We start from the raw sequence: 23,135 nt of genomic DNA on the forward strand, positions 1-23,135 counted from the left end.
CCCGGAGTTCTGCTTGTGGCCAGAGGAGTGCCGCCTCTGGCCACGGTGGGAGACGAGGCCCGTCGTCAGGCGGACGGTGTCAGGCGCGGGTCCATTTCTGGTTGGTGCCGCCGTGGCAGGTCCAGATCTGCATCTTGGTGCCGTTGGCGGTGCCGGCGCCGGACACGTCCAGGCACTTGTTCGCCCCGACGGCGGTGATGCTGCCGTCGGCGTTGAGGCGCCACTTCTGGTTGTTCTGACCGTTGCAGTCCCAGATGATCACGCTGGTGCCATCCGCCGTCCCGGCCCCATTCACGTCCAGGCACTTGGTGCCGTAGACCCGCAGCTCACCGGTGCTGGTGGAGGTCCACTGCTGGTTGGCCTGCCCGTTGCAGTCCCAGATCTGCGCCTGCGCGCCGTTCGTCTGCGAGGCGCCGGTGACGTCCAGGCACCGGCCCGACCCGACACCCTTGAACGCACCCGTGCTCCCCGAGGGCTGGCCCTGGGGTCCGGCGGACGCGATCACGGCCTGGGCGCCGGCCGGCCAGGCGCCGTTGGTGACGGTGACGTTGTTGTTCACCACGTTGCCGCGGTCGCCGTTGGTCACGTTGGTGCTGCCGTTGGTCGACCAGTTGCCGGTGACGGTGAAATTGCCCATGTTCTCGCCGTAGTAGTAGTTGGCGGTGGCCCAGGTGCCGGTGTTCGAGAGCACGTTGTTCCTGACGGTGTAGTACTTGGAGCCCTCGTCGAAGTAGATGCCGAACCAGCCGTTGGTGCGCAGGCAGTGGTTGTCGCTGATCACCGCGCCCGGGTTCCACGACAGCGTGTAGATGCAGCCGCCGTCGGTCATCTGCTGCATGACGTCGCGCACGTAGTTGCCGATGAGCCGGTTGCCGGAGGCGGTGGTGGCCGTGGTGTAACGCGGCTGGAAGTCGTACAGGCCGCGGTCGGCGTAGTGGGTGCTGCCGCCCGGCTCGTTGGCGCCCCAGCCGTACCCGATCGACATGCCGGTGTACGGCATGTTGTAGACCTCGTTGTGGGACACGTCGGTGTTGGTGACGTAAGTGGTCAGGACCGAGACGACGCCCCGGTGGTCCAGGCCGAGGTCGTGGATGCGGTTGTTGCTGACGGTGATGTTCCGGTTGACCATCCGCTGGTCACTCGGGTGGTGCGCGTCGGCGCGCACGCCGCCGACCACGATGCCGCCGGCCGAGCTGCGGGCGATCTCCGACCGGGTGACCACGATGTCGGCGGCGCCCAGGCCGACGCCGCTGGCATGCGCGTTGGCGTCATTGCCGATGCCGATGGCCGTCTGTCCCAGATTGACGAACTGGGAGTCGGTGAAGGTGATGGTGCTGGCGGCGGAGACCTGGACGGCGGCGGGCATCTGCTGCCAGTTCGGCCGGGTCGCTTCGAACTGCCGGCAGCCCTGGTGGCAGGAGGTGAAGGCGGGCCAGCTCCAGTTGCCGGCGATGTAGGCGCCGGTCTGCTGGTCCACGTAGCCCTGGTTGCCGCTGGGGCCGAGCCAGCTCGTGCCGGTGAAGGTGATCCCGCTGAACGTGATGTGGTGCGCGGGCGCGTCGTAGGTGCCCCCGACCTGCACCAGCGACTGCTGCACCGGCAGCTCCACGCTGACGTTGCCCATGTTCTGCCCGGCGAGCGGGATGTAGGACAGGGCGCCGGTCCCGGGGTCGAGGTACCACTCCCCCGGCGAGTCGAGGAACTCGTAGGCGTTGACCAGGTAGAGCGGCCCCGCCCGGTGCGGGCTGGTGAAGGTGTCGTACCCGAAGTTGTTGTTGTTCCAGGCGGGCTGCCGCATCGTGATGAGGTTGCCGCTGATGCTCTGCACCGGCGCGTACCGGTCGGTGAACGAACCGACGCTCTCCATCTCGACCCGGCCCTGGTTGGCGAGGTTGTTCAGATAGCTCAGCGCGCTGCTGGTGAACCTCATCCCGGTGCTGCTCGCGGTGAAGTCGGACCGGTTGACGGCGGTGCGCGCCCGGGTGGCGAGCGCGCCGTCGACGTACAGCTGCCGGGTGTCGATCCCGGCGCCGACGTTGGCGCGCCAGATGTTCTTCCCCGAGTCGGCCACGGTCCATCCGGTGACCGCCCTGGCTCCGCTGATGACAGGATGGGCGCCCGCCGCGGCCTGCCATTTGACGGTGTAGCCGTTGTTCCCGGAGTCGGCGGCGGTCAGCCGGAGCGGCGCGGAGAGCCGGTACACACCGTCGGCCAGCTCGACGACGATGTCACCGGACATTCCGGCGTTCAGCGAACGCACCGCCGTCTGCGCCGCGGGCAGCGAGCACGGCTGGGTTGAGGTGCAGGCGGTGCCGGTGCCGGCGGGTGACGCGTACAGGGTCGTGGTGGCCGCGAAGGCCGGGGTGGCCGGGGCGACGAGGGCGAACGCCGCGGCCAGCGCCGCGGCGACGATGCCGGTCAGGACCGGTTTCAGCGCCGTGACGGGCGAAGATAACTGCACGGTGGTTCCTTCGGGGGGTAGGGGGTGGACGTGCTTCTCCCAAGATGGCGCGACACACTGGTGAGACCACGAGGGGACGCATGGCAAACGAAGCTGTGGACGTCGACGTGGCCGGTCACGATGCGGAGGGCCGCGAAGCGCCTCCACACTGCGTCCATGTGATCCAGCCGCGGAGGTTCCGGAAGGAGCGCGTCCTTCGGAGCCTCGCTATCTAATTACGTTCGGAGTCATGATGCGTCAAGACCTTAAGCCCGCTTATTCGACCGGTTGTGCGCCGAAGGTCCAGCCAATGGTTGTGTGCTTTACTCCTTCACCAGCGGCGATTCCTGCCACGGCGTACGCTCACGCCCATCATCCTCGTATGAACCTTTCAGATGTGTCGTACTGATTGCACGCACCTGATCGTCCTCGGGGAGGGCGACGTCGATCAGTCATACTCTTACAGGGAACGGCGAGGAGGAACCACGGTGACGGACACCCCGCGTGAGAGCGGATACCGGCCGGGCTACGAGGTGGCCGCCGAGCAAGTACTGGAATTGATCGTCCGGCTCGGCCTGCGTCCGGGCGACCGCATGCCGACCGAGAACGAGCTGGCCCACCAGCTGGGCACCAGCCGCACGGTGGTACGCGAGGCGGTGAAGATACTCTCCGCGCTCGGGCGGGTGCGTGCCCAGAAGGGCCGTGGCCTGTATGTGGCCGACGACGAGGGAATGCTCGGCACCGGGCGCTGGGCGTCCTTCTTCCTCCCCGCCGACCTGGACCACGTCTACATGCTGTTCGAGTTCCGCCGGGCGCAGGAGATGGAGACCAGCAGGCTGGCCGCCCGCCGCGCCATCCCCGCGGAGCTGAGGGCCATCGAGGAGGCGGCCGGTGTGTGCCGCCACGGATTCGAGACAGGACGCGAGGACCTGTTCAACGAGGGCGACGACACCTTTCACACCGCCATCGCCACGGCCTCGCACAACATTTTCCTCCAGGTCGCGGTGCGGGAGGCCCGCAGGCTGCAGGCGCAGTCCAGCCTCATCGGGCTGCGCGGCTCGGTGGGCGGGCACGCCGCCAAGGCCGTCGAGGAGCACGACGCCATCTACCAGGCCATCCGCGCCGGCGACCCGGAAGCGGCCGCCCAGGCCGCCGCCACGCACATCGACAACACCCTCGACGACTACCGAAGAGAGATCCAGCAGCGCCTCTTCTCCTCATCCGAATGATCCGGCTGGCGGTCGGCTAAGTCGAACCGGTTCGATCATATGGGAGCCGATGGGACGTCACCAGGCGAACCGGGGGCGGATGAACGTTTCATCGAGCCCGACTCGGCGGGAGTGCGAGCATCGCCGATGAGTGCCGCCGGGAGGACTTTCGGCAGGCAGTTGGAGGGCATGGAGCCTTGACAGGCGGTCCGCCGGTCGTATGTGCTTCGCTGTACACCGCCGTCTCCCCCTCCTCATGGATTCAGTTCGTTTAGCGAATCGATTCGCACTCGTAGTAGCGACCGGTTTCCGAGCAGCTATCCCCCAAGGAGTACGACAATGCAGCCTCCATCCGTTCCCTTATCGGGCCGTGCGACGCGTGGGCGGCGCTCTCGGGCCGCCGTCGTCGCGTCTGTGGTGGCGGCGCTGGCGACCCTCCTGGCCACCGCCCTGACATGGGCGGCACCGGCCTCGGCAGCGACCACGCCGCTGGTGGGCGTGGGGTCGAACCGGTGCCTGGACGTCAACGGCGCCTCGCAGACGAACGGCGCGCAGGTGCAGATCTGGGACTGCAACGGCCAGGCCAACCAGCAGTGGACGTCGACCAGTTCCGATGAGCTGCGGGTGTACGGCACCAAGTGCCTGGACGTTTACGGCGGCGGCACCGCCGACGGCACCAGCGTGATCATCTGGGACTGCAACGGGCAGAACAACCAGAAATGGCGCCTCAACGCCGACGGCACCATCACCGCGGTGGGGGCGAACAAGTGCCTGGACGTCAGCGGCACCGGCACCGCCAACGGCACCAAGGTGCACATCTGGACCTGCCACGGCGGCACCAACCAGAAATGGACCACCGGAGCCGAGCCCAGCCCCACGCCGACCCCGCCGCCGCCCGGCGCGCGCCCGTGCGACATTTACGCCTCGGGCGGCACGCCGTGCGTGGCCGCGCACAGTACGACGCGGGCGCTCTACGAGTCGTACAACGGCAACCTGTACCAGGTCAGGCGCTCCTCCGACAACACGACCAGGAACATCGCCGTCCTGACCGCGGGCGGCGTCGCCAACGCCGCGGCCCAGGACTCCTTCTGCGCCGGCACCACGTGCGTCATCACCGTCGTGTACGACCAGTCCGGGCGGGGCAACGACCTGTGGTACCAGGGATCCAGCGTGGTCCCCGGCTCCCCACAAAGCAGGCCCGCGATCGCGACCACCGAGTCGCTCACCGTCGGCGGCGGCAAGGCCTACTCGCTCTACATCAACCCCGGCAACAGCTACTGGCGGGACGGCCACCTGACCGGCGTGCCCACCGGCAGCGCACCCGAGGGCATGTACATGGTCACCAGTGGCATCCACGTCAACAGCGGCTGCTGCTTCGACTACGGCAACAGCGAGACGACCAGGAAGGCCGACGCGGCCGGCGCCATGGACGCCATCAACTTCAGCACCCAATGCTGGTTCGGCGGCTGCCAGGGAACCGGCCCCTGGGTCCAGGCCGATCTCGAATGGGGGCTCTACCCCGGCGGCAGCCAGTCGTGGAACCCCAACCAGCGGGCCTTCCCCCACAAGTTCGTCACCGCCACGCTGAAGAACAACGGCACGACCCGCTTCGCCATCAAGGGCAGCAACGCGCAGTCCGGCAGCCTGTACACCCTGTACGACGGGCCGCTCCCCAACGGCTACAGCCCGATGAAGAAGCAGGGGGCCATCATCCTGGGCAGCGGCGGCGACTGCTGCAAGCCCGACGGCGGCGCCAACCTCAGCGCGGGCACCTTCTACGAGGGAGCCATGGTCGCCGGCTATCCCACCGACGCCACGGAGAACGCCGTCCAGGCCAACATCATCGCCGCCGGCTACCGCTGACTCAGTCCCAGCCCGGACGCCGGCCACCTACTCCACCCAGCAAGGGGAGGCGGTGGCCGGCATTCGGACGACGCCGGCCAGTGCCGCGACCAACAACGCCGAACACAACACTCGCTGCTTCATTGCTGCCCGCTTTCCGAGAGGGACCGCCTGGACCCTTCCGTCTCGGCCGAATGTAATTCGTATGACGTATAACGTCAATGAGGCGGGAAACCGAGGCCTGGATCGAGTGGCTTGATCATATGTCCGGGCGCTCGGAACGATTCGATTGACCGACCGTGAAAGTTTCATCGCGGCACTCAGTGATCACCACGGCCACTTCCCCTGGCCAGACGCAGGAGCGACAGGGTCGCCTCATGCGAGGGCCGCCAACGTCGACAAGGCCGAGCCTTGACAGGTCTTGTCACGGTCATATTTGCTCCGCTGCACCGTCGCCTCCAGCCGCGCGAAAGAAAGGAGATGCGATTATGGCGGCGTTGAGTGAGCGCTAACACTTTGGGACTCGACCGACCCGGAGAAGGTGGAAGAAGTGGCTTTCCCAGCTACGTGTGCAACCATGAGAACGGCAAAGGAATTTGCGTGATGCCGAGGCTTAGATCCCTCTTAACCGCCATCGCGACCACGGCACTGCTCGTCGTCCTGACCACGCCTCAAACGGCGCTGGGCGACAGCCTGACCCCGTCGCTCGCACAACAGAGCGCCCTCGCGCCCACCGCGGGATGCGGCCAGACTCCGACGCTGAGAAGCGGCACGCAGTCGATTACCACCAGCGGGAAAAATCGCAGCTACATCCTGAGAATTCCGGATAACTACAATAATACGAACCTGTACCGGTTGATATTCGGATTCCACTGGAATGGCGGCACCGCCAACGATGTCGACTCGGGCGGAACCAGCGGATATCCCTGGTCCTATTACGGGCTCAGGGCATTGTCGAACAACACCGCGATCTTCGTCGCGCCTCAGGGCATCAACAATGGCTGGGCCAACTCGGGCGGTGAAGACGTCACCTTCGTCGACGACATGATCCGGCGAATCGAGGCGGACCTCTGTGTGGACACCTCCCAGCGCTTCGCCCTGGGCTTCAGCTACGGCGGCGGCATGAGCTACGCGCTCGCGTGCGCCCGGGCGACGGTCTTCCGCGCGGTGGCGGTCTACGCCGGCGCGCAGCTCAGCGGGTGCAGCGGCGGCACCGAGCCGGTCGCGTACATCGGACTGCACGGCCTCAGGGACTCGGTGCTCAACATCTCCCTGGGCCGGTCGCTGCGTGACAGGTTCGTCAGGAACAACGGCTGCACCGCCCAGAACCCGCCGGAGCCGGCGCAGGGCAGCCTGACGCACATCGTCACCTACTACTCGGGGTGCCGGGCCGGGTATCCCGTCGCATGGGCGGCGTTCGACGCGGGTCACACTCCCGGTCCCGTGGACGGGAGGCCTGGCGACTTCGAACCCGGCGAGAATTCCTGGACCAGACCAGTGGTGTGGGAGTTCTTCACGCAGTTGGGAGGCGGCAACCCAACTCCGCCGGGGACCGCGCTCAAGGGTGCGGGGTCGGGCCGGTGCCTGGACGTCACCGGCGCCTCGCAGACGAACGGCGCGCAGGCGCAGATCTGGGACTGCAACGGCCAGCCGAACCAGCAGTGGACCTCCACCACCGCCGGTGAGCTGCGGGTCTACGGCGGAAAGTGCCTGGACGTGAACGGGGCCGGGACGGCGGACGGCACCACAGTGATCATCTGGGACTGCAACGGACAGAACAACCAGAAATGGCGCCTCAACGCCGACGGCACCATCACCGCCGTCGGGGCGAACAAGTGCCTGGACGTGTCCGGCGCCGGCACCGCCAACGGCACGAAGGTGCAGATCTGGACGTGCCACGGCGGCACAAACCAGAAGTGGACCCGCGCCTAATACTGACCGCCTGCGACAGCTGACGACGCGCCATCGCCGGGGCGACTCATCGCCCCGGCGAGCTGGGAGAACCGAAATGGCAGAATTATCGCGAAGACAAGTGCTGAGATTCGGCGCGGTTGGAGCTGGAGGTGCGCTGTTGCCGGGGCAGTGGACGGCGGCTGCCCGGGCCGCGTCGGTAGCTCCTCCGGAGGTGCGCGCCGCGAACGATCTGGCGCTGTGGTACGACGGGAGCGCCGGTACGGACTGGCTGCGGGCGCTTCCGCTCGGAAACGGCCGCCTGGGCGCCATGGTGTTCGGCAACGTCGACACCGAGCGGCTGCAACTCAACGAGGACACCATCTGGGCCGGCGGGCCGTACGACCAAAGCAACACGAGGGGTGCGGCGGCGCTGCCACAGATCCGGCAGCTGGTCTTCCAGAACCAGTGGAGCCAGGCCCAGAGCCTGATCGACCAGAACATGCTGGGCAACCCTTCGGCCCAGCTGGCGTACCAGCCCGTGGGCAACCTGCGACTGGCCTTCGGCAGCGCCACCGGCGTCTCGGAATACAACCGCTGGCTGGATCTGACCACGGCCACCACGACGGTGACGTACCTGCAGAACGGCGTGCGGTATCAGCGCGAGGTCCTCGCGAGCACGCCGGATCAGGTGATCGCCCTCCGCCTGACCGCCGACAGGCCGGGCTCGATCACGTTCTCCGCGACGTTCGACAGCCCGCAGCGGACGACGCGGTCCAGCCCGGACGGCACGACGGTGGCGCTCGACGGCATTTCCGGCGACCAGAGGGGCCTGGCCGGCAAGGTCAGGTTCCTGGCACTGGCCCGGGCCGTCGCCGAAGGCGGCAGTGTCAGCAGCTCCGGCGGCACGCTGCAGGTGAGGGCCGCCAACAGCGTGACCCTGCTGATCTCCATCGGCTCCAGTTACGTGAACTACAAGGACGTCAGCGGCGACTACCAAGGCATCGCCTCGCGTCACCTCAACGCCGCCGTCACAAGGACCTACGACGACCTGCGTGGCCGGCACGTCGCCGACTACCAGCGGCTGTTCGGGCGGACGACGCTCGACCTCGGCCGCACCGCGGCGGCCGACCAGCCGACCGACGTACGGATCGCGCAGCACGCGAACAGCAGCGATCCGCAGTTCTCGGCGTTGCTGTTCCAGTACGGCCGTTACCTGCTGATCTCCTCCTCGCGTCCGGGCACCCAGCCCGCCAACTTGCAGGGCATCTGGAACGACTCGCTGACCCCGGCCTGGGACTCGAAGTACACCCTCAACGCCAACCTGCCTATGAACTACTGGCCGACCGACACGACGAACCTGTCGGAGTGCTACGAGCCGGTGTTCAGGATGATCAACGACCTCACGGTCAGCGGCGCCCGCACGGCCCGGGTGCAGTACAACGCCGGCGGCTGGGTGACCCACCACAACACCGACGGGTGGCGGGGTAGCTCGGTCGTCGACGGCGCGACCTGGGGCATGTGGCAGACCGGCGGCGCGTGGCTGGCCACCATGATCTGGGACCACTACCTGTTCACCGGCGACCTGGAATTCCTTCAGCAGTACTACCCGGCCATGAAGGGGGCCGCGCAGTTCTTCCTCGAGACCCTCGTGGAGGAGCCGAACCTCCGGTATCTGGTCACGAACCCGTCGAACTCGCCGGAGCTGACCCACCACGCGGGGGTCAGCGTGTGCGCCGGGCCCACGATGGACAACCAGATCCTGCGGGACCTGTTCAGCGGCTGTGCCAAGGCCAGCGAGCTCCTCAGCACGGACGCGAGCTTCCGGGCGCAGGTCCTGGCGGCCCGGGACCGGCTCCCGCCGATGAAGACCGGGTCACGCGGCAACATCCTGGAGTGGCTGTACGACTGGGTCGAGACCGAGCCGAACCACCGGCACATCTCCCACCTCTACGGCCTGCACCCGAGCAACCAGATCACCAAGCGCGGCACCCCCGCGCTGTACACCGCCGCCCGGCGGACTCTCGAACTGCGCGGTGACGACGGTACGGGCTGGTCGCTGGCCTGGAAGATCAACTACTGGGCGCGGATGGAGGAGGGCACGCGGGCGCACGACCTGATCTGCGCCCTCGTGACGACGGCCCGGCTCGCGCCGAACATGTTCGACCTGCACCCGCCGTTCCAGATCGACGGCAACTTCGGGGCGACGTCGGGCATCGCCGAGATGCTGCTGCAGAGCCACAACGGCGAGCTTCACGTGCTGCCGGCGCTTCCGGCGGCCTGGCCAAGCGGGAAGGTGCAGGGTCTTCGGGGGCGCGGCGGCTACACCGTGGACGCGACGTGGAGCTCCGGCGGGGCCACCGAGATCCTCATCAGGTTCGACCGTGACGGGACAGTCAACGTACGCAGCCGGCTGTTCGCCGGAACCTACGAGGTGGTGGACGCCACGACCGGCGGTACCGTCAGCGTCGACAAACCCGAGAGCGACGTCATCAGACTGACCGGCCAAGCCGGTCGTACGTACCGCATGACCGGATCCGGCCCCGCGCCGACGAGCTACGTGCGGATCACGAATGTCACCACCGGCCTGGTGCTGGACAGCGGCGGGAATGTCGCCTCCGGGTCGAACCTCAAGCAGTGGAACTGGGACGGCAGCACCAACCTGCAGTGGCAGCTCGTGGACCTGGGCGGCGGGTGGTACCGCATCGTCAACCGCACCAACGGCATGGTCGCCGACAGCTGGGGCAACACCGCCAACGGCGCCAACGCCAGGCAGGCGGCGTGGAATGGCGGCAACAACCAGCAGTGGCGCCTCAACAACATGGGCAACGGCCGCTACCAGATCATCAACCGCGGCACCGGCACGGCCCTGGACGGTATGGGCAACAGCACCGCCGGCTCCACCGTGGCCATGTGGACGCCGAACAACAGCACCAACAACCAATGGACTATTACGGGCGTGTGAAACCCGACCCTCGCAGACCTCTGCCCAACGCGCGCTTCGCCGCAACCGGCCACCGGTTGCGGCGAAGCCATGAGCCGACCGCGGCATCCAGGCACTTGTTGCCGTACACCTTGAGCTCACCCGCGGAGGTCACGCTCCACTGCTGGTTGGACTGGCCGTTGCAGTCCCACAACTGCAACGGAGTGCCATCCGTTGTGATAGGCGTGCACTCGCCGGGCCGGGACCCTGCAGGCGGGGCAGGATGCCCGCCGATCGTGTCCGGGCCCGCACCCGCACGACCTGCGGTTCTTCGGTTCCCTGCTTGAGGACCACATCGGCCAACTGCGGGAACAGCACCGCATGACGACGAGAGCCGGGCGGCAGACGCCGGCTGACCACAGGTATAGATCGTGCGTTGTGGCCGGTGCGCCTTCGCCAGGTCAGGTGCGGGTCCAGCGTTGGTTGGCCGCGCCGTTGCAGGACCAGATCTGGAGTTTGACGCCGTTGGCGGTGGAGTAGTTCGGCACGTCCAGGCACTTGTTCGCGCCGACCGCGGTGATGGTGCCGTCGGAGTTGAAGCGCCATTTTTGGTTGTTCTGACCGTTGCAGTCCCAGATGATCACACTGGTGCCGTCGGCGGTGCCGCCGCCGTAAACGTCCAGGCACTTGCCGCCGTAGACCCGCAGCTCACCGCTCGCGGTCGCCGTCCACTGCTGGTTGGCCTGGCCGTTGCAGTCCCAGATCTGCGTCTGCGCGCCGTTCGCCTGCGAGGCGCCGGAGACGTCAAGACACCGGCCCGACCCCACACCCCTGATCGCACCCGCATCAGGTGTTGGGCTGGGGGTGCCGCTCCCCGGCTGGCCGATGCTGCCCGGTACCGACTGAAGGGCTTCGTACCAGGCGGCGGCCATCTTGTCGTAGCCGCCGGCGGTGGGGTGGATGCCGTCGATCAGGTCGGAGGTGGTCACCTTGCTGTGCATGTCGACCAGGTGGACATGTTTGCCGCTGTTCACCTTGCTCTGGACGATGCCGGGGATCGCCGCGTTGAAGGTGCGGCCGGCCGACTCCTGGCCGGAGTTGGACAGCGGGATGATGGTGGTGACGAAGACGTCCGCGTTGGGCACGGCTGTGGTGATGTGGTCGATCAGCGTGGACAGCCGTTGCGGTGCACCGGCCAGGTTGTAGTTCTGCAGGACATCGTTGGTGCCGATGTGCAGCAGCACCGTGCGCGGTGTGTACGTACGCAGCCAGCCGGTGATGTTCGCGTCGATCTGGTCGATCCGCCACCCGGGATGGCCCTCATGATCGTGGTCGCCCAGGCTGCCCGGCCCATTGAACTGCGACCCGACAAAGTCGACTGTGTAGCGGCCGGCGGCCAAGCGCTGCCACAACCCGATCCGGTACCCGCCCGGCACCTGCGTGCCCTCGGTGATCGAGTCGCCCAACGGCATGACCCGCACCCCGCCGTTGGACTCCGCGCCGGCGACCCCCGCCCCCATCGCCGTAGCTGCTACCACCAAGGCCACGGCCATCAGCGCGGCGGCCCACCATCGTCCCCACGTACGCATGCTCAACTCCTCGCGGCGGTCAAGTAGCAGGTCGAATCGAGTCGCAATGTTTGCGCTAACACGCTGGCGTTCCGGCCCGCCCTTGTGGACACGGGGACCTCCTTTGGAAGGATCGGCGACTTGGGATCGTGCTGAGTGGTTGCCGCACCCGGGCCCACGGCCGGCAGGTTCGGGGCTGACCCGATTCGGTATGCCGGGAGCGGCTCCCGATAGCGTCTGTTAGCGTTAACATCACCGTGGCGAATCGAGTGCTCCTTCCACGCAGGCCGACTGAGGTGGTGGTATGGCGGGAGCAAACATGACGCCAGAAGATCCGTCAAGGGCCCGCTCTCCTGCGTCACGATTCCGCCGCATGCCGAAGTGACCTGAGCAGGGCTGGCCGGGAGCGGTCGCACTGTCGCGGCGGGGCCAAGTGATGAAACGTTCATCCCGTGGCGGCGTGGCGTGACCGGGACGTACCAGCGCACCCGCCTCCTGGGTGCCGATCATGCCATCGAACCGATTCGTCCGCGGTCTTGACATGTTTCGTGGTGGTTTCCACACTGAGTCCGCAAGGTGGCTACCTCCTCACCCAGACCAACTCACCCTGCTGACCTGCGCTCCACGCTCCCAGTGGCGCCCGCCTGAGCCCGTCACCCGCGACGGCGGTGCGGCGTGCCTTGAGTTACTCCGGCCCCCACCACTTCGGAGGAGCGGAAGCTTGCCGCCGTCCGTGAGCCGGCAAGGGCACCGCCACCAGCCCCCCCGTGGCCTGCTCGACCTGCCCCGACCCTCCGTGACCAAGGAATCACATATGGACGCCACACCCTGCAGGCGGCACAGAAGCCGCCGCGGGATCGCTGCCCTCCTTGCCGCAGGCGCACTCGTCGCCGGCCCCGTCGTGACGGCCGCCACGCCGGCCCTGGCCGCGGACCAGACCATCACCGTCGACTTCTCCGCCGGTGGTGGCTCTCCCACCTACCGCGCCTCCGGGTGGATCTACGGCATGACCGAGAACGCGTCGGCGCCGCCGGACCGTTTCTACACCGATGTGAAGTTCCGGTACATGCGCGCTGGCGGGGCACAGCTCGACAGTCCGGGCGGCTGGGTGTCGGGCAAATACGACCGCCGATGGAACTCCACCCGCGCTCAGCTGCTGCGCACGCGATCGCTGGGCGGGGAGTTCATCCTGCTCGTCCACGACCTGTGGGGTGCCGACGGCTACCCGATCTCGCGATTCCCCGGCGACAACGGCGACTGGACCGACTACGACAACTTCCTCACCCGTCTGATCAACGACGTACGGGCGACGGGCGCCACCGTGCAGTGGGACCTCTGGAACGAGCCCAACATCACCTTGTTCTGGAACCGCCCTCAGTCCCAGTACTTCGAGCTGTGGCGGCGCACCTACCAGCGCATTCGGGCCGCGTTCCCGACGCATCTCATCGTCGGGCCGAGCTGCGCGTGCGTACCTTCGGCCACGCACTCGTTCTGGAACCAGTACCTGGACTACGTCAAGGCCAACAACGTGGTCCCCGACATCATCAGCTGGCACTCCCTGCCCGGCGACCCGGTCGCCAACGTGGCTGCGGCGGATACCACGCTGAACTCCCGCGGCATCCCGCACCCGCGCCCGTACCAGATCAACGAATACGGGGCGTCCAACGAGCAGAACCCCGGTGACGGATCCTGGTACATCGCACGCCTGGAAAGGGCCGGCGCCGACGGCCTGCGCGCCAACTGGGCGGGCGGCGGAAACCTGCACAACGACCTCGGCAACCTGCTCGTCCGCAACTCGGCAGGCGAGTACCAGCCGAAGGGCGAATGGTGGGTCTACCGCTTCTACGGCTCTCAGACCGGCCAGATCGTGTCCGTCACCCCCAGCTCCTCATACGACGCGTTCGCCACCAAGGCGGCCGGAACGGCCAAGATCCTGGTCGGCGGCGGCACCACGACCGGCAACATCGCCGTCAACCTGCGGCGCCTGGACACAACGAGCGGCATCGTGCAGAACAACCAGGTAAGAGTCGTCGCCGAGCGCATCCCCTACAACAGCGGCGGCGCCGTCCAGGGCCCGGTCCTCTTCCAGAACTCCGTGGTGACGCTGTCCGGCGACGGCACGACGGTCAACCTGCCGCACACCGCCATCGACGACACCTACACGATCACGCTCCTGCCTCCCACGGACCCCGGCCCCGGCGGCGGGTCGACGTCGGTGTTGCGGAACGTCAACGCCGGCCGGTGCCTGGACGTCCCGAACGCGAGCACCGCCAACGGCACCCAGCTCCAGCTCTGGGACTGCGGCGGCGGCAACAACCAGCAGTGGACCGTCACCTCGTCCAGGCAGTTGCAGGTGTACGGCAACAAGTGCCTGGACGCCAAGGGGCAGGGCACCGGTAACGGCACCCAAGTGATCATCTGGGACTGCAACGGGCAGGCGAATCAGCAATGGAACGTCAACGGCGACGGCAGCATCACCGGCGTGCAGTCCGGCCTCTGCATGGAGGCGAGCAACTTCGGGACCGCGAACGGAACGAAGGTGCAGCTGTGGTCCTGCACCGGCACGACCAGCCAGAAATGGACCAAGAGCTGACCCGATGGCCTGCGAGGATCACCGGACTGAGACCGGCAAAATCCCCGCAGGCCCGCTCTTCCATACGAGGGTGCCGCGGTCGGGCCGGCGCATCGCCGCACCGTCATCGGGTCGGGAGGCGCTGCAGGAGAGGGCTGGTGTGGCGCTGTGCCGTTGGCGGTGAGGCCGAACGTGGTGGTGCCGTTGGCTCCTGTGCCTGCGGCGTCACTGGAAGCCCGTGACGTTCTCCTTCGTCACCATCTCTGTGCCGGTGTCGATGATCGCCGGGACCTTCTGGCCCCGGGCCGCGGCGACCGCGGTCTCGATACCGACCGAGCCCATCTTGGCGGGGAACTGGGCGACCGACGCCGCGACCTCACCTCCGGCGATGGCCTTCAGCTCGCCCGGTGAGGCGTCGAAGCCCACCAGCACGAGCTCGCCCGGCTTCTTGCCGGCGGACTTGACGGCCTGGAGGGCGCCGAGGATCGGCGGCCCGCAGGCCCCATAGATGGCGGCGATGCCGGGATGAGCGGCCAGGATGTCCTGGGCGGCGTTGAGCCCCTTGGTCTGGTCGCAGTCGGTGGCGGGTTTGGAGACCACGGTGATGCCGTCACCGAGCGTGGACAGCATGCCGGTGACGCGGTCGTCGAGCGAGGGGTTGCCGAGCCGCCCCTGCAGGACGGCGATCGTGGAGCCGGGCTTGACCTGCTTGGCGAGCCAGGCGCCCGCCAGCTTGCCGCCCGCGAGATTGTCGGTCGCCACCACCGACGACTTACCTGCCCAGCTGGGGATGTCGTTGTCCACCAGGACGACCTTGACCCCGGCATCCACGGCCTTCTGCAGAACGTTCTGGAGGTTGGGGCTGGTCGGCGTGATCGCGATGGCCTTGACCCCCTTGGCGAGCATCGACTCGATCTGGGCCGTCTCGCCTTCGTCGTCCGTGCCGCTCTTGCCCTGGCCGAAGAGGACCTCGACGTCTGGGTGGTCGCGGTTCCAGGTCTTCACCGCGTCGACCATGGTGTCGTAGAAGTCGACCGGGAACTTCGTGATGAATCCAACTTTCATCGGTTCGGCGGTGCCAGGAGACGCCCCGGTGGTGGACGTACCGGAGCCGGTGGAGCAGGCGCCGAGACAGAGCGCCAGCGCGAGGGCCAGCGAGGCTGACCGAAGGTGTGGTGCCATCGTTCTCATCTCTTTCTGGAGGGCGGTAGCGCGGAACGCCGGAGGGAGGTCACGAGTCGCCTCCGACGATGAGCGAGACGATCGCCTGCTGGTTGTCCGGCGTAGGCCTCATCTCGCCGACCTTGCGACCGCGCCGCAGCACCGCGGCTCGGTCGGCGATCTCGATCACGTGATCCATGGCATGGGAGATGACGATGACGGCGTGGCCCTCCTCGCGCAGGCGCAGGATGAGGTCGAGCACCCGCCGCGACTCGCGCAGCCCGAGCGCTGCCGTCGGCTCGTCGAGGATCACGACCTTCGACGCGAACGCCGCGGCCCTGGCCACGGCGATGGCCTGCCGCTGGCCTCCGGACATCAGACCGACCGCGGCGTGGGGGTCGGCGATCCCGACCTGGAGGCGTGTCAGCAACTCGCCCGTCGCCCGGGACATGTCCCGGCGGCGCAGCAGCCGCAAGCCGCGGGGAAGCCAGCGCGGCCCGGCGACCTCCCGCCCGGCGTAGAAGTTCGCGACGGGATCCAGATTGTCGAACAGCGCGAGGTCCTGGTAGACGGTCTCGATCCCGAGGGCTCGGGCGGCGGCGGGCGAGCCCGTCGTCACCGCGACTCCGCCCATCTCGATGGATCCCGCGTCCAGCCGGTGCACGCCGCTGATGCACTTGATCAGCGTGGACTTGCCCGCCCCGTTGTCACCGAGGAGGGCGAGCACCTCGCCGGCGAACACCTCCAGATCCACGCCGTCGAGGGCGAGAACGGCGCCGAAGCGCTTGGTGGCGCCGCGAACGGCCAGGACGGGCGTCATGACCGCGCCGCCCGCGCGATGCGGAAGCGGCCTTCCAGCCGCCCGCGGACGACGTCGGACTCGACGGCCAAGACGATGACGACGCCGATGACGATCGGCTGCAGAAAAGCGTCGACGTCGAGCAGGTTCATGCCGTTCCGGATGATTCCGATCATGAGTGCTCCCACGAGTGCGTTGCCTACGCCGCCCCGGCCGCCGAGGAAGCTCGCGCCCCCTATGACCACGGCGGCGATCGAGTCGAGCTCGGCCAGGTCGCCGAAGGTGGGAGAGCCGGCGTTGAGCCGGCCGGAGGTGATGATCGCGGCGATCCCGGCGGCAAGGCCGCTCAGGACGTACACGGAGACCACCACCCCGTCGACGGGGATCGCCGCCCTCCGGGCTCCCTCCGGGTTCCCGCCGACGGCGTAGATCCAGCGCCCCCACACCATCCGCGTGGTGAGCAGGACGACGGCCAGCGCCACTGCGGCGACCAGGAAGGCCGAATACGGCAGCCAGCCTGCCGAGCCGCCGCCCATCGCCTGGACGATCTCGGGCATGCCCTGCTGCGGTTGCCCGCCCGACAGCCACAGGGCGAGGCCCCGCCCCGCGCTCAGGGTGGCGAGCGTGATGATGAAGGGGTGGGGCAACCGGCCCAGGACGTAGCCCATGCCGTTGATCGCGCCGACCGCCATGCCGGTGGCCAGCATGGCGAGGACGACGACCGGTCCGGACGGTACGGCGGAGTAGACAAGGGCCCCGGTCACGGAGGCGAGCGCCAGCGTCGATCCCACGGACAGGTCGATCCCCCTGGTGAGGATCACCAGGAGCTGCCCGATGGCGAGCACCGCGATCACCGCGCTCTGCGCCAGCACGTTGCCCAGGTTGAGCACGGTGAGGAACGCGGGTGACAACATGCTCATGATCACGATGAGGAGCAGCAGGATCAGCGCCGGGCCGAGCCGGATGGCCAGCAGCGCGAGCCGCAGCGGATCGCTGCCCAGGCGGCGCAGGGCCCCGGCCTCGGCGGTCACGTCGTCTCTCCGGGGGCGGTGTCCACTCGCTTCCCCGACTCGTACGAGCGGATCACGGCGTGCGCGAGCTCGAGCGCGCGGCGACCGGCGCGGGCGTGGACGGGCGGCGGATCGCCGGCGCGCAGGGCGGTGAGCACCTCGTCGACGTGCCGGTCGAAGGTGGTGTGGAAGCCCCGGTCGGTGTCGTTGAAGTAGCCCGCCTGCCACACCCGGCTCGTCTCGTCGCCGGCGGGCGTGTAGGTGTAGCGGCGGACGGTGTCCTCGACGAGGATCCGGCCGCCGGTGCCGTTGATCTCCAGCAGGTGGGTTCCCGGGTAGGTGTACGAGGAGTCGTAGGTCCCGAGCAGGGTCCCCACCGCCCCGCTGGCGAACCGCACGGCGATCGCCATCGTTGTGTACGGCGGCCCGCCGGTCATCTGCGCTGTCACGGACGCGATCGGGCCGCACAGGTGCTCGACCATGTCGAAGCCGTGGCACTGGGTCTCGATGAGGTTGGCGTGAGGGTGCCGGCTGGTGCCCGCCTCTCCGCCGAACCGCCAGGTCGCGAAGACCAGCCGGCCCAGCTCGCCGCGCTCGATCGCCGCCGCCGCCAGCCGCACGGGACGGGCGTACCGGTGGTTGAAGTTGATGGCGAAGAAGAGCCGGCGGGCCTCGGCCTCGGCGATCAGGACGTCCGCCTCCTCGAGCGAGAAGACCAGCGGCTTCTCGACCAGCAGCGGGATCCCCGCCTCGACCAGCAGCCGGGTGGTGGCGAAATGGTCTTCGTTCGGCAGGCACACGGAGATCAGGTCGGGCCGCTCCCGGGCGATCATCTCCTCCACGTCGAGATAAGGGCGTACACCGAACCGCCGGGCGCGCTCGACGGTGCGCTTCTCGGTCCGGCCCACGACGGCGCACAACTCGGTGTCCTCGCGGCAGGAGAACACGCGGGCGTGGTGGAAGCCCCACCAGTCGCCGGTGCCTACCACCGCGACCCTGGTTCGATTGCCATTCACTGTCGTCTCCTCCTTGCCAGGGCGGCCTGGACGAGTACGACCAGGACGAGGAAGGTGCCGCTGACCACCTGCTGGTAGGCGGAGCTGAGCGTGCCCACCTGGTTGATCAGGTTCTGGATCACCTTGAGCAGCAGTACGCCCGCGAGGGTCCCCCCGAGCGATCCGGCGCCTCCGGTGAGCAGCGTGCCGCCGATCACGACGGCCGCGATGGCCTCCAGTTCCCTGCCTTCGCCAAGGGTGGGGAGCCCCGAGGCGGTCTGCGCGGCGATGAGGACTCCCGCGAGGCCGGCCAGCAGGGAGCTCAGCACGTAGACGCGGACCCGGATGCGAGCCACCGGGAGCCCCATGAGCTCGGCGGCGTGCCCGTCCCCGTTCCCGGCGGCGAAGACCCGCAGACCGAACCGGGTGCGGTTGAGTACCACGCCGGCCGCGGCGAAGACTGCGAGGGCGATCAGCACCGGGACCCCGACGCCGAGAACAGTGGCCTGTCCGATCCGGGTGAGGGCCAGGTCGGCCGGGATGATGTAGACCTGGTTACCCTCCTGCGAGACCGCGAAGGCCAGCCCTCGGGCGAACAGCAGGGTCGCCAGGGTGACGACGAACGGCGCCAGCCGGGCCCGTCCGATCAGCAGCCCGTTCACCAGGCCGATCAGCCCGCAGACCGCCAGGGGCAGCAGGACCGCGCCCGCCGTCCCCCAGCGGGAGCCGTACGCCGACAGGACACCGGACAGCGCGAGAACGGACCCGACGGACAGGTCGATCCCGCCGGAGAGGATCACGAACGTCATACCGGTCGCGACCAGCAGCAGGTAGGAGGCGTCCAGTGCGATGGCACCGAGGTTCCCCGGGCCGGTGAAGCTCGAGCCGAAGGTCAGCGACCCGAGGAGGAGGACCAGGACGAGCACCAGGGCGGCCCCGTGCCGGCGGGCGAGTGCCGCCAGCCGCGTCCGCCCGGTGCCGGCGGCCGGCGAGAAGGGGGCGGCACGCTCGGCCTGTCCGGTCGTCACGTCCCGCTCCTGTCTCGCTGCGCGTACACGGCGGCCACGATGATCGCCGCCTGGATCATCCGGGCGGTCGAGTCGTGCAGGTCGTGCTGGATGACCGTGGCGATGATGAGCTGCATCAGCAGCGCCCCCATCAGCGTGCCGAGGATCCGGACGCGGCCTCCGGCGAGGGGCGTACCGCCTACGACCACGGCGGTGATGGCGCTCAGCTCGATCAGCAGCCCGGTGAACGAGGGGTCGCTCGCGCTCTGCCGCCCGGTTGTGAGCACTCCGGCCATCGCCGCGAGCACCCCGCTGATCACGTAGACGGTGACCAGCGTCCGTCGTACGGGCAGGCCGGCCAGGAGCGCCGCGGGCCGGTTGCCTCCCACGGCCAGCAGTCTGCGGCCGAACGCGGCGCGGCGCAGGACGAACCCGGCGGCGGCGGCGACCGTCAGGGCCATGAGCACGGGCAGTGGGACCCCCAGCACCTGCCCGCCGCCGATGGCGGCCAGCGTGGGGTCGAAGATCTCGACGAGCCGGCCGTCCGCGAGCACGAGCGCCGCCCCCCGTCCGGCTACGAGCAGCCCGAGGGTGGCGACGATCGGCTGGATGCCGTAGGCGACCAGCCCGCCGTTCACGAGTCCCACGGCCGCACCGGCGAGCACCGCGACGGCGATGGCGGGCCAGGGCCCGTAGCCGAGGTAGAGCGGCAGCAACGCCGCCGCGATGGCCATCGTGGAGCCGACCGACAGGTCGATGCCTCCGGTGCCGATCACCAGTACCATGCCGAGGGCGACGATGGCCACCGGGGCTACCTGGACGAGCTGGAGCCGTAGGTTTGCGACCGTGGCGAAGTTCGGCGTGAACACCAGGTTGAACGACAACAGGACGCCGAGGGCGAGGTAGACCCCGTAATCGGACAACCAGGTCACCCGCCCCGCCGCGCCCGTGCGGCCGGCCACGCGGGTGGGGGTGGGCGCGGGAGTCCCGCTGGGCGGCTCAGTCATCGAACCGCCCACCGGCAGATCCATCCGAGTCGGCCGCGGCGATCAGCTCCATGATCGGCCGCTCGCCGATCTCCGCACCGCGCAGCACGCCGGCCGCCGTCCCGTCCCGCAGGACCACGACGGTGTCGGCGCCCTCCACGATCTCCTCCAGCTCCGCCACCAGCAGCACGCCGAGGCCTTCATGAGCGAGCTCGTCGATGAGCGCCTGAATCTCCGCCTTGGCGCCGATGTCGATGCCCCGCGTCGGCTCGTCGAGGATCAGCACCGCGGGATGGAGACAGAGCATGCGGGCGAGCAGCACCTTCTGCTGGTTGCCTCCGGACAGCTCGCCCACCTTCTGGTCGGGCGAGGACACCTTGATCCCGAGGCGGCGGACGAATGCGTCGACGATGCGGTCGCGCGCCCGGCGGGACACCAGCCCGCCCCGGGTGAGGCGGGGCAGCGCCGCCAGCGTGATGTTGTCACGGACCGACAGCCCCGGCACGACACCCTCGGCCTTGCGGTCCTCCGGCACCATGCAGACACCCGAGCGGATGGCGATGGCGGGGTTCCAGCGCCGGCGGGCGCGCCCCGCCACCTCCACCGATCCGGCGTCGAGGGGGTCGGCGCCGAACACCGCTCTCACCGTTTCTGACCGGCCGGAGCCGAGCAGGCCCGCGAGTCCCACCACCTCGCCCGGGCGTACCTCGACGGAGACACCGTGCAGAGCGTGCTCGCGCACCAGGGACTCGGCCCGCAGAACCGGCGCGGCGCGGCCCACCTCGTGGGCCTCGCCGAAGCTCGTCACGCCGTGGCGGCGCACCTCGGCCACCGGCCGGCCGAGCATCGCGGCGACCAGGCCGATGCGGGAGGTCTCCCGGACGAGACCGGTGCGGACCAGACGGCCGTCACGCAGGACGCTGACCCGCTGGCAGACGCGGAAGACCTCATCCAGCTTGTGAGTGACATAGAGGATCGCGATGCCCTGCGCGCGCAGCACCTCGATGACATCCGCGAGCCGGTCCACCTCGCGCGGGGCCAGTGAGGAAGTCGGCTCATCCATGATCACCAATCGGGCGCGCGCACTGACCGCACGGGCGATCGCCACCATCTGCCGGATGCCGAGACCGAGCTCGCCGAGCGGCCGGCGGACGTCCACGGCCACGCCGTACCGGGCGAGGACCTCGGCGGCCTCGCGCCGCAGCCGCGACCGGTCGAGCAGCCCCAAGCGAGTGATCGGCTCCCTGCCGAGGAAGAGGTTGTCGGCCACGCTCAGCAGCGGGGCGAGCTCCACCTCCTGGTAGATGGTGCTGATCCCGGCGTCCTGAGCGTCGGCGGGCTCGGAGAAGGACACCGGCCGCCCGAGGTGGCGGATCGTGCCACCGTCAGGCCTGTGCACCCCGGTCAGCACCTTGATCAACGTGGACTTCCCCGCACCGTTCTCCCCCACCAGCGCGTGGGCCTCGCCGGCGTCTAGCCGCAACGAGACGCAGTCGAGGGCGAGGGTCCCGCCGAACCGCTTGGAGATGGCATGCGCCTCGCACACCGCTTCATTCATGTGCCCGCTCCCGGACGTCGTGAGGGCGGCGGTCCGGGCCGCCCCCGGGCTCAGTAGGCGTTCGGCAGTTCGACCTTGGCGTTCTCAGGGGTGTACTCCTTGTCGGAGATGATCGTCTTCGCCGGCACGCCCTTGCCTGCGTAGAAGTCCTCGAGCGCCTGGAAGGCCAGCGGCCCGAATCGTGGGTTCGACTCGATGACCGCGGCGATCCAGCCGTCGACGATGCCCTGGACCGCGCCACGAGTGCCGTCGATCGTGACGATCTTCACGTCTCCCGGCTTCTTGCCCGCCGCCTTGAGCGCGGCGACGGCGCCAAGGGCCATCTCGTCGTTCTCCGCGTAGATGGCGCTGATACCGGGGTTGGCGGAGATGAGCTGCTCGGTGACCGCGCGACCCTTCTCACGGGTGAAGTCGCCGGTCTGCTCGGCCACGACCTTCAGCGCCGAGCCCTTCGCGGCGAGCTGGTCCTTGAACCCCTTGGTCCGGTCGACGGTGACGTTCACCCCTGAGGCTCCGAGCAGGATCGCGACCTCTCCCTTGTCTCCCGTCGCGGTGATCATCGCATCGGCGGCTCGGGCACCCTGCTTGACGAAGTCGGAGCCGATCCAGCCGACGTAGTCGACGCAGGCCTTTTTGGTGGTGAGCAGCCGGTCGATCGTCATGATCGGGACTTTGGCATCCTGGGCCGCCTTGAGCGCGGGGTCGAGCCCTTCGGAGTTGAGCGGGGAGATGATCAGGACCTTGGCACCCTGGGCGATCATGCCCTGGATGTCGGCGATCTCCTTGTTGAGGTCCGACTGCGCGTTCGTCGTGATCAGCTTGATGCCTCGCTGCGCGGCCTCGTCCTTGATCGACTGCGTCTCCGTGATCCGGAACGGGTTCGCTTCCTTCTCCGACTGCGCGAACCCCACGGTGACGCTCTTCAGATCGAGCTTGGGCACACCGCCGTTGTATCGCTCCGGAGTGCACAGCGACGCGTCTCCAGAGGTCGCCTCCACCTGCTGCTGGGCGGACGCGCCGGCGTCCGTGGGACCGTCGCCGACAGACTTGGTGCACGCGCTCAGCGTGAGCGCCAGCAGGCCCACGACGGCTGTGGCCATTGTTCTGCAGGGCATCACGTAACCCCTTCTTCCGAGGGAACGAACCCATCCACTGCCAGAATTTGCCTACTTTTGA

Annotated in this window: 16 protein-coding genes; 5 read left to right on the forward strand and 11 right to left on the reverse strand. The window is 68.6% G+C overall.

Annotation, left to right across the window (positions count from 1 at the left end):
- Positions 1-79 precede the first annotated feature (79 nt).
- Positions 80-2,461: a ricin-type beta-trefoil lectin domain protein gene (locus Q9G87_RS07910; RefSeq protein WP_305915547.1), complete on the reverse strand. Its 2,382-nt coding sequence runs from the start codon at positions 2,459-2,461 to the stop codon at positions 80-82.
- A gap of 467 nt (positions 2,462-2,928) precedes the next feature.
- Here Q9G87_RS07910 and Q9G87_RS07915 point away from each other — a divergent pair, with 467 nt between their 5' ends.
- From Q9G87_RS07915 to Q9G87_RS07930, 4 genes are all read left to right on the forward strand, one after another.
- On the forward strand, positions 2,929-3,669 hold the full coding sequence (locus Q9G87_RS07915; RefSeq protein ID WP_305915548.1) for a FadR/GntR family transcriptional regulator: 741 nt from the start codon (positions 2,929-2,931) through the stop codon (positions 3,667-3,669).
- 393 nt (positions 3,670-4,062) lie between these two features.
- Positions 4,063-5,511: an arabinofuranosidase catalytic domain-containing protein gene (locus Q9G87_RS07920; RefSeq protein WP_305915549.1), complete on the forward strand. Its 1,449-nt coding sequence runs from the start codon at positions 4,063-4,065 to the stop codon at positions 5,509-5,511.
- 582 nt (positions 5,512-6,093) lie between these two features.
- Positions 6,094-7,422 (forward strand): ricin-type beta-trefoil lectin domain protein, encoded by a 1,329-nt coding sequence (locus Q9G87_RS07925; protein WP_305915550.1) that lies wholly within the window; start codon positions 6,094-6,096, stop codon positions 7,420-7,422.
- A 193-nt stretch (positions 7,423-7,615) separates the two neighbouring features.
- Positions 7,616-10,345: a glycosyl hydrolase family 95 catalytic domain-containing protein gene (locus Q9G87_RS07930; protein WP_305915551.1), complete on the forward strand. Its 2,730-nt coding sequence runs from the start codon at positions 7,616-7,618 to the stop codon at positions 10,343-10,345.
- Here Q9G87_RS07930 and Q9G87_RS60600 read toward each other — a convergent pair.
- Together Q9G87_RS60600 and Q9G87_RS07940 are read right to left on the reverse strand one after the other, a co-directional pair.
- Positions 10,332-10,763 carry a ricin-type beta-trefoil lectin domain protein gene (locus Q9G87_RS60600; protein ID WP_371825752.1) on the reverse strand — a complete coding sequence of 144 codons (432 nt, stop codon included), beginning with the start codon at positions 10,761-10,763 and terminating at the stop codon, positions 10,332-10,334. The genes Q9G87_RS07930 and Q9G87_RS60600 overlap by 14 nt on opposite strands.
- 1 nt (position 10,764) lies before the next feature.
- On the reverse strand, positions 10,765-11,892 hold the full coding sequence (locus tag Q9G87_RS07940; protein WP_305915552.1) for a lectin: 1,128 nt from the start codon (positions 11,890-11,892) through the stop codon (positions 10,765-10,767).
- Positions 11,893-12,685: 793 nt separating this feature from the next.
- On the opposite strand from Q9G87_RS07940, the gene Q9G87_RS07945 reads away from it, so the two are divergent.
- A complete protein-coding gene (locus Q9G87_RS07945; protein WP_305915553.1) occupies positions 12,686-14,464 on the forward strand; it encodes a ricin-type beta-trefoil lectin domain protein in 1,779 nt (592 codons plus the stop codon).
- 204 nt (positions 14,465-14,668) lie between these two features.
- On the opposite strand, the gene Q9G87_RS07950 is transcribed toward Q9G87_RS07945, so the two are convergent.
- From Q9G87_RS07950 to Q9G87_RS07985, 8 genes are all read right to left on the reverse strand, one after another.
- Positions 14,669-15,508: a sugar ABC transporter substrate-binding protein gene (locus tag Q9G87_RS07950; RefSeq protein WP_305915554.1), complete on the reverse strand. Its 840-nt coding sequence runs from the start codon at positions 15,506-15,508 to the stop codon at positions 14,669-14,671.
- Positions 15,509-15,674: 166 nt separating this feature from the next.
- On the reverse strand, positions 15,675-16,424 hold the full coding sequence (locus Q9G87_RS07955) for an ATP-binding cassette domain-containing protein (protein ID WP_305915555.1): 750 nt from the start codon (positions 16,422-16,424) through the stop codon (positions 15,675-15,677).
- A complete protein-coding gene (locus Q9G87_RS07960) occupies positions 16,421-17,434 on the reverse strand; it encodes an ABC transporter permease (RefSeq protein WP_305915556.1) in 1,014 nt (337 codons plus the stop codon). Before Q9G87_RS07960 ends, Q9G87_RS07955 begins: the two co-directional genes overlap by 4 nt.
- Positions 17,431-18,429, reverse strand: a complete 999-nt coding sequence (locus tag Q9G87_RS07965; RefSeq protein ID WP_305915557.1) for a Gfo/Idh/MocA family protein — start codon at positions 18,427-18,429, stop codon at positions 17,431-17,433. The genes Q9G87_RS07960 and Q9G87_RS07965 overlap by 4 nt, the downstream gene beginning before the upstream one ends.
- Positions 18,426-19,436 carry an ABC transporter permease gene (locus Q9G87_RS07970; protein ID WP_305915558.1) on the reverse strand — a complete coding sequence of 337 codons (1,011 nt, stop codon included), beginning with the start codon at positions 19,434-19,436 and terminating at the stop codon, positions 18,426-18,428. The genes Q9G87_RS07965 and Q9G87_RS07970 overlap by 4 nt, the downstream gene beginning before the upstream one ends.
- On the reverse strand, positions 19,433-20,422 hold the full coding sequence (locus Q9G87_RS07975; protein WP_305915559.1) for an ABC transporter permease: 990 nt from the start codon (positions 20,420-20,422) through the stop codon (positions 19,433-19,435). Before Q9G87_RS07975 ends, Q9G87_RS07970 begins: the two co-directional genes overlap by 4 nt.
- Complete coding sequence (locus Q9G87_RS07980; RefSeq protein WP_305915560.1) at positions 20,415-21,959, reverse strand: sugar ABC transporter ATP-binding protein; 1,545 nt, start codon at positions 21,957-21,959, stop codon at positions 20,415-20,417. Before Q9G87_RS07980 ends, Q9G87_RS07975 begins: the two co-directional genes overlap by 8 nt.
- 50 nt (positions 21,960-22,009) lie before the next feature.
- Positions 22,010-23,074 (reverse strand): ABC transporter substrate-binding protein, encoded by a 1,065-nt coding sequence (locus Q9G87_RS07985; protein ID WP_305915561.1) that lies wholly within the window; start codon positions 23,072-23,074, stop codon positions 22,010-22,012.
- Positions 23,075-23,135 lie beyond the last annotated feature (61 nt).

The sequence above is a fragment of the Nonomuraea turcica genome (genome assembly GCF_030718205.1).
In the GTDB taxonomy this organism is placed as follows: domain Bacteria; phylum Actinomycetota; class Actinomycetes; order Streptosporangiales; family Streptosporangiaceae; genus Nonomuraea.